Source organism: Streptomyces sp. GL_141 (assembly GCF_057834385.1).
The window spans coordinates 711,091-723,397 of sequence record NZ_CM174402.1 but is presented as its reverse complement, the minus strand read 5'-3'; the positions used below and the strand labels follow the sequence as shown (position 1 = coordinate 723,397).

General features: G+C 74.9%; 3 protein-coding genes. All 3 read right to left on the bottom strand.

Annotation, left to right across the window (positions count from 1 at the left end; translation table 11 throughout):
* Positions 1 to 57: 57 nt before the first annotated feature.
* The 3 genes from AC3IX6_RS03135 to AC3IX6_RS03125 are packed head-to-tail and all read right to left on the bottom strand — an operon-like array spanning position 58 to position 12,246.
* Positions 58 to 3,240, bottom strand: a complete 3,183-nt coding sequence (locus AC3IX6_RS03135) for a class I adenylate-forming enzyme family protein (protein WP_489368652.1) — start codon at positions 3,238 to 3,240, stop codon at positions 58 to 60.
* Positions 3,200 to 6,520 carry an amino acid adenylation domain-containing protein gene (locus tag AC3IX6_RS03130; RefSeq protein ID WP_489368651.1) on the bottom strand — a complete coding sequence of 1,107 codons (3,321 nt, stop codon included), beginning with the start codon at positions 6,518 to 6,520 and terminating at the stop codon, positions 3,200 to 3,202. Before AC3IX6_RS03130 ends, AC3IX6_RS03135 begins: the two co-directional genes overlap by 41 nt.
* A complete protein-coding gene (locus AC3IX6_RS03125; protein ID WP_489368650.1) occupies positions 6,517 to 12,246 on the bottom strand; it encodes an amino acid adenylation domain-containing protein in 5,730 nt (1,909 codons plus the stop codon). The genes AC3IX6_RS03130 and AC3IX6_RS03125 overlap by 4 nt, the downstream gene beginning before the upstream one ends.
* Between the last annotated feature and the right edge of the window lie 61 nt (positions 12,247 to 12,307).

The window sequence follows — 12,307 nt, the reverse complement described above, 5'->3', positions numbered from 1 at the left end:
GTGTCACCGGGGCGGCCGGTGACACGTCCGTGACCCTTGCCGTACAAGGGGGAGAGGTCACCCGCAGGCGGTGGTGAGGGCCGCGGTGAACTCCCCTGCCAGTTCCGTGATCACGGGGAGGTCGAAGGCGAGGGAGTTGTACTGCAGCCAGCAGCGCAGGCCGCCGTCCGGCTGTTCGAGCACGGTCAGCTCGGGGACGCCCCGGTCGCCGCCCGGCAGGGGCCAGGGCACGGTGCTCCCGCGCGGCAGTTCCCAGGGCTCGCAGGCCAGGCCGGGCAACTGGGCGGGCGCGGCCCACGCCTCGTAGCGGAGCCAGGCCGCGAACGGCACGGACGGGCTGAACTCCGCGAAGGGGTACAGCTGGTGGTCCAGTGCCTCGCTGTAGACCGTCCGCAGCCGGTCCACCAGCTCGGCGAAGCCGGGCCCCCCGCTCGCGTCCACCCGCAGCAGCAGTGACTGGACGAAGCAGCCCACCGTCCGCTCGGTGTCCGGGCGCGGGCGTCCCGGTACCGGGGTCATCACCACCAGATCGGGGCGGCCGCTGCGACTCGCCAGCAGTGCGGTCCAGGCCGCCGTGACGGCCAGGAAGGGCGTGGCGCCCAGTTCGGCCGCCCGGGCCCGCAGGGCCTCGGCCAACGGCGCCGGCACCACGAACTCGTGTGCCTGCGTGAGGACTTCTTCCACCGCCCGGCGGCCGGCGAACTGCTCTACGGCCTCCGGCGCCCCGGCCAGTGCGGCCTGGAAGTGGGCCCGGGAGGCCGGCCAGTGCCCGTTCGCCCAGCCCACCAACTCCTCGTAGCCCGGGCCGGATCGGGCCGGCGGGGCCGAACGGCCGCGCCGCAGCGCCGAGTAGAACACCCCAAGGTCGGCCAGCAGCACGCCGACCGACCAGCCGTCGGAGACCATGTGGTGCACCGCGACCAGCACCACGTGGTCCGTCTCCGACCGGCTGACCACCAGGAGGCGCGCCATCGGGTCACGGGCCAGGTCGGTGAGCCGGTCACGCTCGGCCAGCAGCAGGGCGTCCACCTCGGCGTCCGTGGCCCCCGGGGCGCTGGTCAGGGTGATCCGCACCCGGGGCTCCTCGTCCAGCACCGCCCGTACGACCCCCCCATCCGCCGCCTCGAACCGGGTCCGCAGCGCCGGGTGGCGCCGTACCGCCTCGGTGAGCGCCCGGCCCAGGGTCTCCGGTTCCAGCCGGTCGGCCACCCGGAAGAGCGCCGTCACCGCTCCGGCGTCCCGCCCGGGGGCCTCGGCCATCCAGCGGAAGAAGTTCTCCTGCTGCGAGGTGAGCGCGACGGCGTGCGGCTGCGCACGGAGCGCGGCCAGGTAGGGCGTCACGGTGTCCGTCCCGGCGGACGCCGCGTCCTCGGCGCTCCGCCGGCGGTCGGGGTGGTCCACCCAGGCGGCCTGGGAGCGCAGCGAGGGCCGCTCGAAGACCATGGCGGTGCCCGCCCGGACCCCGAACTCGCCGCTGATGGCGGTGGCGAGCTGGACCGCCCGGAACGAGTCGCCGCCGAGCGCGAAGAACTCGGCGGCCACGTCGGTGACCGGCCGGCCGAGCAGGCGCCGCCAGAGTCCGGCCAGCCGCAGTTCCGTCGGGGAGGCCGGGGCCACCGCGGGACCCGCGGACTCCGCGGGCGCGTCGAAGAGGGGACGGAGCAGGTGTTTGACCACCTTGCCGCTCGGGTTCCTGGGAAGGTCGCCGGCGAGCAGGATCCGGACCGGCAGCTCGGGGCGGCTCAACCGGCCGCTCAGGAACAGCCGGAGACCGTCCAGGTCCAGGCCGCCGGGCCCGGCCACGACGACCGCCACCGGGACGGCGCCCATCACGGGGTGCGGCAGACCGAGCGCGGCGGCGTCGGCGACCGCCGGGTGCTCGTGCAGCGCCTCCTCGATCCGCAGCGTGGAGACCTTCAGCGCACCGCTCTTGATGACATCGCTCTCCCGGTCGACCAAGTACAGGTAGCCGTCCGGGTCGAGGTGTCCGACATCGCCCATCCGCACCCAGCCGTCCCGGAACACCCGGTCGCTCTCACCGGCGGCGCCCAGGTAGCCGCGGGGCGGCCCGGGCTGGCGCAGCCACACCTCGCCGACCTGCCCGGCGGGCAGCGGTAGCCCGTCCGCGTCGAGGATCCGCAGGTCACGGGGGTCCGCCGGGCGGCCCAGTGAGCCGGGGCGGCGGCTGTCGACCACCGTGGAGATCTGCGCGGGCGAGGCCTCGGCGGAGGTGTAGGTGTTGACCAGCGTCGTGCCCGGCAGCGCCGCGGCCAGCGCGGCCGCCACCGGTACGGGCAGCGCGGCGGCGGAGGAGTTGACCAGCCGGAGACTGCTCAGGTCGTACCGCCCGGCGGTGCCCGCGTTGACCAGCTCGATCGCCATCGAGGGCACCAGGAAGGCGGTGCCGACCCCGAACTTCTCGACCGCGCTGCCGAACTCGTCCGCGTCGAAGCGCGGCAGGCTGAGCGTGGTGGGCGCGGCGGTCAGCGCGCCCAGCAGCATCACCTGGCCCGCGTTGGTCCCGATCGGGAAGGCGTGCAGGGCGTGCCGCGAGTGCGCGTAGGCGCGGCGGCGGGGGTGGCTGACCAGGCCGGCCGTCAGGTTTGCGTGCGCGGCGAGCACGCCCTTGGGCGCGCCCGTGGTGCCGGAGGTGCCGATCACCTGCGCCGGATCGGCCGGGCCGACCCGGTGCGGAGCGCTCGCCGGCGGCTCGGGGTGAGCTGCCAGCAGGGAGTCCAGCCGGAGTTCCGCCCGCCCCGGGAGGGCGGGCGGTCCGCCCTCCCCGTCCTGGAGGACCGTGCCGGCCCCGGCCAGCGCGGCCAGGGCGGCGGCATCGGCTTCGGACAGGTCCTCGCGGACCGGGACGGGCACCCCGCCCGCGTACTGGACGGCGAGGAAGCCGACGGCGTACCGCTCCCAGCGCGCGTTGGAGAACCGCAGCAGCACCCGGTCGCCCGGTCCCACTCCGGCGGCGGCCAGCCCGACGGCAGCGCGCAGTGCCTCCTCGCGCCAGCGGCGGTAGCTGATTTCCCCGCCGCCGACGACCCGTAGCGCCACGTGGTCCGGGTGTTCGGTGGCGCGGGCGTCGAGGAGCTCCGGGACGGTCGTGGCGGCGGGCGGCGCGGTGGTGGCGATGGCGATCTCCGGTGAGATTCGGTGAGGGGCGAGGGGCAGGTGGTCGGGTGAGTGGGTGGCGGGGTCAGTCCAGCCGGTCGGCGGCCTCCTCCTCGCTGAGCGCATCGATCTCCGCGATGAGCAGTGCCTCGATCCGGGCCGCCAGGGCTGCCGGGGTCGGGCTCTCGAACACGTCGCGGATCGACACGTCGAGGCCGACGCCGGCCCGGATGCGGGCGGCGACCCTGGTGACCAGCAGCGAGTCCCCGCCGAGGGCGAGGAAGTCGTCCAGTACGCCGACCCTCGGTATGCCGAGCACCTCCTGCCAGAGGCCGACCACCAGGGCCTCGGCATCGGTACGCGGCGCCAGGTACCCGGCGGCGGCGACCGCCGGGTCCGGGTCGGGCAGGGCCGCGGTATCGAGCTTGCCGTTGGCGTTGAGCGGGAGCGTGTCGAGCAGCACCACGGCGTCCGGCACCATGAAGGCCGGCAGGCGCAGTGCAAGGTGCTCGCGCAGTTCGGCCGCCCGCGGCGCGGCCGCGGCCGGCCGGGGGACGGCGTAGGCGATCAGCCGGCGGCCGCCCCGGACCAGCACGGCCGCCCGGGCGACGGCCGGGTGGGCGGCGAGGGCGGCCTCGATCTCGGCGGGCTCGATCCGGTATCCGCGGATCTTCACCTGGCCGTCGGCGCGGCCGAGGAACTCCAGCTGCCCGTCGGTGCGCCACCGGGCGCGGTCGCCGGTGCGGTACATCCGGCCGTCCGGGACCTCGGCGAACGGATCCGGGAGGAAAGCCTCCGCCGTCAGCCCGGGCCGGGCCAGGTAGCCGCGCGCGAGGCCGTCCCCGCCGATGTGGAGCTCGCCCTCGCAGCCGGCGGGCAGCAGGTTCCCGCGCTCGTCCAGGAGGTAGAGCCGCACCCCCGGCAGCGGACGGCCGAGCGGCGGGCGCTGCGCGGTGGCGGGCCCGCCGCCCGGGTGGCCGGCGGGGCCGCCGTCCAGCTCGCCCGCGGTGACGATGACGGTGGCCTCGGTCGGGCCGTACGTGTTGACCAGCCGGACGGTGTCACCGTGCCGCTCCCGCCACCGGGCGAGGGTGGCGGCGCGCGCCTCGGAGCCGCCGAGGATCACCAGGCGCAGCGCCGGCGGCCAGGGGGCCTGGTCTCCGAGCGACACCAGTTCCTCCCAGTACGCGGTGGGCAGGTCGAGTACGGTGACGGACCGTCCGGCCTCGCCGCGCAGCAGGTCGGGCAGCATCCGGCCGCCGCCGGGCAGCAGCTCGACGCAGGCGCCCGCGGTGAGGGCCGGCCAGATCTCCTCGGCGTGGGTGTCGAAGCCGATGGAGGCGAACTGGACGATCCGGTCACCCGGCCGCAGCCGGTAGCCCTCCGGTCCGGCCATCCACCGGACGCGCTCGGCCAGGGCGGCGTGCTCGACGGCGACGCCCTTGGGTACCCCGGTGGAGCCCGAGGTGTAGAGGACGTACGCGAGGCCGCCCGGGTCGGTCCCGGGCAGCGGCGCGGCCCCGGCGTCCGCATGGCCGACGGGCGGCACCGGGACCTCCGGCACCGGGACCTCCGGCACCGGGACCTCCGGCACCGGGACACCCAGAACCGGGACGCCCAGGTCCGGCTGATCGCCCCCGCTGAGCAGCAGGGCGGCGTTCGCCTCGCCGAGCATCAGCCGCTGGCGCTCTGCCGGGTGCGCGGGGTCCAGGGGCAGGTATCCGGCGCCGGCCTTCCAGATGGCCATCAGGGCGATGACCAGGTCGAAGGAGGGCGCGATCCGGACGCCCACCGCACGGCCGGCCACCGGGCCCAGCCGACCGGCCAATTCATCTGACGAGCGGTCGAGTTCGGCGTAGGTGAGGGTGGCGCCCGCGCATGCGAGAGCGGGTGCGTCGGGGCGGGTACGGACCTGGTCGGCGAAGCCGCGCAGGATCGGGCGGGCCTCCTCGGTGACGGCGGGCCCGGCGCCGAGCGCGAGCAGCGCGGCGCGTTCCTCGCCGGTCAGCAGCCAGTCACCCTGCAGCGGGACCTCGACGTCCTCGACGGCCCGGGCGAGCAGGTCGCGGACCCGGCGCGCCAGGGCCTCGACCGTGGCGCGCTCGAAGAGCTCCCGGTCGAAGCAGAACGAGAGCGTCATCCCGCCGTCGGGGGTGCGCCAGCTGTCCAGCAGCAGATCGGTCTTGGCCCGGTCGAAACCGGAGTCCATGCTCGCCGTCCGGACGCCCGCGGGCAGCGAGGCCTGCTCGTCGGCGCCGGCCAGCTCGTACTGGCTCTGGTGGACGAACACCGCCTGGTAGAGCGGGCCGACGCCGGGCAGCACGGGCAGCCCCAGTTCGGCGGCGACCCGCTCGACCGGGATGTCCTGATGGCTCAGCGCCGCCATCGTGGCGGAGCGCACCCGGCGCAGCACCGTACGGAAGTCGGGCTCGCCGGTGAGGTCCGCGCGGATCACCCCGGTGCGGGAGAAGTAGCCGAGCAGGGCCTCGTGGGCCGTCTCGTTGCGGCCTGCCAGCGGGGTGCCGACGGCGAAGTCGTAGGTGCCGCTCCAGCGGGCCAGTACGCACTGGTAGGCGGCGAGCAGCACCATGAACGGGGTGCAGCGCTGCTCGCGGGCCAGGGCGTCGAGTCCGGCGACGAGGCCGGGGTTGAGGACGAGGTCGGCGAAACCGGCCCGGTGGGTGGGCTCGGCGGGCCTGGGGTGGTCCAGCGGCATCCGCAGGGCGCTGACACCGGCCAGTCGCCCGCTCCAGTGCCGGACCGCCTCCTCGGCCGCGCCGCCGTCCAGCCTGGTCCGCTCGGCCAGCGCGAAGTCGCCGTACTGGAGCTTGAGTTCGGGCAGATCGGCCGGACCCTCGCCGATCTCCTCGCGGTACAGCGCGAGCAGTTCGCGCCACAGCACGGTGAACGACCAGCCGTCGGAGACGATGTGGTGGACCACCACGCTCAGGGCGTGCTCGTGCTCGCCGGCGGAGACCAGGACGGCCCGCAGCGGCGGCCGCTCGCCCAGGTCGAAGGGGGCGTTGACGAAGGGCGCACAGGCCGCGGTGAAGGCCTCCTCCGAGGCCTCCGGGAGCGGGACCAGGGCGAGTTCGACGTCCCGAACCGGTTCCACGAGCTGGACGGGCTGTTCACCGTCCAGGGCGAACCGGGTGCGCAGGACCCGGTGCCGCGCGGTGAGCCGGGTGAGCGCCGAGGCCAGTGCCCGCGGATCGACGGGTCCGCTCCAGCGCCGGTTCAGGTACATGTTGAACCCGGAGTCCTGGGGCTGCAGTTGCTGGAGGAACCAGAGGCGGCGCTGCTCGTCGGTCAGCGGATGGCGGGAGATCGGGGCAGGGGCAGGGGCAGGGGCGGGGGCAGGGGCGGGGGCGGGGGCCGGGTTCGGGGCCGGGTTCGGGGAGGTCATCTGTTCGTCTCGCCTTTCGCGCGGGCCTGCAGGGTCTCGAGGCCGATCAGGTCGTCGGACTCGGCATCCGGGACGTCCCGGTCGAAGCGCGCCAGGACGGGGATGCAGAGGCTGATGAGGACCAGTGCGGCCATGGCGAGGCCGAACACCAGGTAGAGCAGGCCGATGCCGCGCCCGTCGCCGGTGCCGATCAGGGCGCCGACGCTGGAGGCGAGCGCGCCGCCCTCGTCCATCAGCGGCTGGAGCAGTTCGGGACCGGCCGGGGCGACCAGGGCGAAGCCGATCGGCAGGGTGGACCAGGCGACCAGGGTGTTCACCGCGATCACCCGGCCGTGGAAACGCATCGGCACCTTGGTCTGGATGACCGTCGCGTAGATGCCGTTGAGCAGCGCCAGCCCGTAGGTCATGCCGAACGCGCCGACGGCGACCACGGTCACCGAGGGCCGCAGGCCGGTGACGACACAGGCGGCGGCGAGGCCGAGGGTGGCGAACAGGACACCGCGCAGCCGCATCCGGCGCGGGCCTCCCCAGACCAGCAGGGTGAGGCCGCCGAGTACGGCGCCCAGGCCGGCCGCGGTGGAGACCCAGCCGGCGGCGGCGGTCGAGGAGAAGGAGAGCACCAGCGGGGTGATGAGCAGGAACAGCGGGGAGAGGAAGATGTTCAGTACCGCGAACCAGAACAGCATGGCCCTGAAGTGGCGGCTCCCGAGAGCGCGTTGGAAGCCGGCCCGGATCTCGGCGCCGACGCTCTCGCGGCGGGTGGCGGCCATCACGTCGGGGAAGCGCACCGCCAGGGTGACGCCGGTGGCGACCAGGTAGCTGACGACGTCGAAGACGAGGATGCCGCCGAGGCCGATCACGTGCAGGATGCCGACGGCGATCAGCGGCACGAGGAACTGGGCGAGGCCGAGGGCCATCTGGACCACACCGTTGGCGCGGCCGAGGAACCGCTTGGGCACCAGCTGCGGCACCGCCGATCCCCAGGCGACGCGCTGGAAGGCGAGCGCGGTGGAGAGCAGGGAGATCATCACGTAGCAGTGCCAGATCTCCAGCGAGTCGCTGAGGTAGAGCACCAGCAGGGCCGCCTGGGTCAGGCCGGCCGCGATGTCGCCGCCCAGCATCACCCGGCGGCGGTCGCCGCGGTCGACGATGGCGCCGGCCAGCGGGGCGACGACGATGCCGGGCACCAGGCCGAAGGCGGCGAGCATGCCGAGCTGGAACAGCGAGCCGGTCTGCAGGTAGATCCAGATCGGCAGGGCGAACTCGGTGAGCGCCGAGCCGATCATCGAGAGCTGCTGGCCGGTGGCGATGGCCAGGAAGCGGCCCATGGTCGGGCGGACGGGGCGGCGCGGCGCGCGGGCCTTCCGGGCCTTCCCCGGTGCTCCGGCCTTCCCCGGCGTCCCGGACCGCTCCGGGTCCCCCGGCTGCCCGGATCCCGGCTCGGGGTCCCGTACGGCATCCCGCGCGGGGTCCCGTACGGCATCCCGCGCGACTTCCCGTACGGTGTCCGGCTCCGTCCCGGCGACATCGCGGGACAGGCCGGCCAGCCACCAGGTGGCGTCGGCGGTGCGCGCGTGGCGCGCCTCCTCGCCGGCGGCGATCGAGCGGTGCACCCCGGTCAGGATTCCGGCCAACTCCTCGGCGCGGTACTTGAGGTAGAAGTGCCCGGCCTCGTCCAGGACCACCACGGCGGTGGTGCCGGTGATCCGGTGCCACTCGCGGAACCGCTCCTGGTAGAACTCGGTCGCCGGATCCCGGTCTCCGCAGACGGCGATGACCGGCGCCGTGATGGTGCCGCCCTCGCTCTCGTACAGGTCGCCGAAGTAGCGCTCGGCGCCCTTGGTGCCGACCCGGCGGTTGTGCACGATCAGCCGCAGCTGCTCCTCGTCGACCTCGTCCACGTCCAGGCCCGCCGCGGCCAGGGCGTTGATCATGCCCTGGTCGCTGCGCAGCCGTGCGGCCAGCTCGGCGAACCGCTCGGCCATCGCGGCGCCGCGGCCCTTCGGGCGGGCGAACGGGAAGATGCCCCCGAGGTGGACGGCGTCGATCTCCCGGCCGGCGGCCTCCACCCTGCGGGCGATCTCCACGGTCAGCCGGACGCCGACCCCGCAGTGCCCGTAGAGCACCAGCGGTCCGGCGACGTTGGCGACGATCTCCTCGGCGCAGAGCCGGGCGACCTCGTCGACGTCCATCGCCTCCTCGCCCAGCTCGTGGCCGGGGACGGCGATGGAGTGCAGGGCCCAGTCCGCCGGCATGGCGTCGGCGAGCGGCTTGTAGATGAGGGCGCTGCCGCCGCCGTAGGGGGCGCAGACCACGCTGGCGGCCGTCGTGCGGCGCTCGGGGGTGAGCAGGTGCAGCAGCCGGCGCGGGCCGCGGTCGCCCTCGGGGGTGGCCACCAGTTCGGCGAGCCGGCGGACCGTCGGGTGCTTGAAGAGGTCCATCACGCTGACCGGGGTGGCCAGGTCGGGGAAGGCCCGGCGCATCCGGGCGACCACCTGGGTGGCGAGCAGGGAGTGGCCGCCGAGTTCGAAGAAGTCGTCCAGGGCGCCGACCCGGGGGAGGTCCAGCAGGTCCGCCCACATGGCGGCTATCACCTGCTCGGTCCCTTCCTCGGGGTCGACGTGGGCGCCGGCGGCCGGGCCGTCCGCGGGCGCGGGCAGCGCCTTCCGGTCGACCTTGCCGTGGGCGAGCAGCGGCAGCCGCTCCAGCACCACGTAGCGGGCCGGGACCATGTAGTCCGGCAGGACCTCGCCCAGGGCGGCGCGCAGCTCGGCGGCGGCCGGCGGTTCGCCGCCGGCCGGGCGCTCCAGGTAGGCGACGAGGTTCTGCTTGACGCCCTCGCCGCGGGCCAGGACCAGTGCCTGGGTGATGCCGGGCAGCGCGGTCAGCGCCGCCTCGATCTCGCCGGGCTCGACCCGGTAGCCGCGGACCTTGATCTGGTCGTCGCCGCGGCCGAGGTACTCCAGGGTCCCGTCGGCGCGCCAGCGCGCCAGGTCGCCGGTGCGGTACATCCGCGGGCCGCCGGTGCGCGGGTCGGCGTACGGGTCCACGCCGGCCGGGATGGCGTACGGCTCCCCGTCGCCCGGTGCGGCGTACGGATCGGGCAGGAACCGCTCGGCGGTCAGGTCCGGGCGTCCGAGGTAGCCCCGGGCCAGCCGGTCCCCGCCCAGGTACAACTCGCCGGTGACGCCCGGCGGTACGGGGTTGCGGGCCTCGTCCAGCACGTAGCAGCGTCCGCCGGCGAGCGGGCTGCCGATCGGGGTGCTGCCCGCCGCGTTCAGCCCGTCGGCGGTGACCTCGTGGACGGTGATCCCCACCGTCGCCTCGGTCGGCCCGTAGTGGTTGAACACCGCGCACCGGCCCAGTGCGGCGATGCCCGCCGCCCAGGACCAGCTGCTGGCCTCGCCGCCGAGGACCAGCGCTCGGCGCGGCAGCAGCCGCTCCAGCGGCGCGTCGGCGGTCAGCGCGGCCAGGTGGGAGGGCGTCATCTTCAGGTAGTCGATACCGGCCCGCTCGATCTCCGCGGCCAGTTCCACGCCCGCGATCCGGCGCGGCAGCAGATGGACCCGGCCACCGGTGGTGAGCGCCAGGTAGAGCATGGTCATGCTGAAGTCGAAGGAGAGCGACTGCAGCAGCCCGAAGGAGGCCCCGGGCTCGATCCGCAGCCGTTCGCCCGCGCCCGCGAGGTAGTTGAGGATCTGGCGGTGCTGCACCGCGACGCCCTTGGGCGCGCCGGTGGAGCCCGAGGTGTAGATCACGTACGCCAGGTGGTCGGCGCCGGACACCTCCTCCAGCGGCGAACCGTCCTCCTCCGCGGCGTCCCCCTCCGGCGTGTCCCCGTCGCCCCCGTCGCCCGTCAGCAGGTCGATCGCCGGGTGGTCCCCGAACCGCGGTCGCAGCATGGTGTCGGTGACCAGGACCTTGGCTCCGGCGTCGGCGACCAGGTGGGCGAGGCGGGCGGGCGGCTGCTCGGGGTCGAGCGGCAGGTAGCCGCCGCCGGCCTTGAGTACGGCCACCAGGGCGACGGCGAGCTCGGCGGACTGCTCCAGGCAGACCGCCACCCGGTCGTCGGCCCCCACGCCCAGCGCCCGTAGGCGCCGGGCCATGGCGTTGGCGCGCCGGTCGAGGTCGCCGTAGGTCAGCGTGCGGTCCTCGAAGACCAGGGCCGGCGCACCGGGCGTCCGGGCCGCGGCCTCGGCCAGTGCCTTGGTGAGCGTGGCGGGCCCGCCGTCCGGCAGCGCGGGCCCGGCGGCCCAGGTCCGCAGTACGGCCGTCCGCTCGGCCGCGCTCAGCAGCGGGAGCCGGTCGACCGGCAGGGCGGGGTCGGCGACCCCGGCCGCGGTCAGCAGCTCGAACCGTTCGGCGAGCCGCTCCACGGTGCCGGCGTCGAAGAGGTCGGTGCGGTAGGTGAGCAGACCGTAGAGGCCGCCGTCCGGCTCCTCGCGCATGTAGAGGGCGAGGTCGGCGTGGGTGGTGGTGGCTTCGTAGCCGAAACCCTCGGAGTCCAGGCCCGCGGTGGGGGTGGCGGCGTGGTCGCCGTAGTTCTGGAAGGCGAAGGTGGTCTGGAAGACGGCGGCGCGGCTGACGTCGCGTTCCACCGCGAGGTCGTTGACCATCTGCTCGAACGGCACCTCCTGGTGCGCGTACGCGTCGAGCGTGGTCTCCCGGACCCGGCTGATCAGCCGGCCGAAGTCGAAGTCGAGGTCGGCGTCGAGCCGGGCGCGGATCGGCAGCATGTTGACGAACGCGCCGACCACGCCTTCGAGTTCGCTGTGGAGGCGGCCGGCGACGGCGGAGCCGACGGCGAAGTCCCGCTGGCCGGTGTGCCGGCTCAGCAGGGCCTGGAACGCGGCCATCAGCACCATGTACGTGGAGGCGCCGTAGGCCTGCGCCACCTCGCCCACCCGGCCGGAGAGTTCGGCGCTCCAGCGGAACTCGGTCGCCGCCCCCTCGAAGGTGAACAGCGGCGGGCGGGGCCGGTCGCAGGGCAGTTCCAGGGCCGGGACGCCGTCGAGTTCGGTGCGCCAGTGTGCGCGGGAGGCGGCGAGCGGCCCGCTCTCCAGGCGGTCCCGCTGCCAGGCCGCGTAGTCGCCGAACTGGACGGGCAGGGTGGGCAGTTCGCCCGGAGCGCCGTGGGCGTGGTGGGCGTAGCGGAGGTCGAGCTCGCGGTTGAGGAGATCGATCGACCAGCCGTCGCAGATGATGTGGTGCATCACGAGGGCGAGGACGTGGTCGTCCTCGGAGATCCGGACCACCAGGGCCCGCAGCAGCGGACCGGCCTGGAGGTCGAAGGGCACGGCGATCAACGCGCCGAGCTCGGCGGTGGCCCGTGCCTGCGGGTCGGGGTCCGCACTGGCGTCCAGGTGCTGGGCGGCGAACGGGGCGGGCTCGGCGACCCGGACTTCGGCGGTGCCGGCCTCGGTGGTGCGGAAGGTCATCCGCAGGCTCTCGTGCCGGGCGACGAGGTCGGTCAGCGCGGCGTCGAGGGCGGCCCGGTCGAAGGGGCCCCGGAACCGGCGGGCCGGCGCCAGCGTGTAGGCCGTGGAGCCGGGAGCGAGCTGGTCCATGAACCAGAGCCGTTCCTGGCCGCTGGAGAGCGGCGGTGCGGTGTCCGCCGGGCGGGGCTCCACCACCCGGGCGGGGGCCGAGGCGCCGCGCAGCCGCTGGCTGAGGAGGGCGCGCTTGGATGCGGACCAGTCGGTGGGCAGGTCCTGGGTATCCGTCATCGAGTTCCTGTTCGGGCGTGCGGCGGGAGGATCGGAGGGTGCGGGGGACGGACGGGAGTCA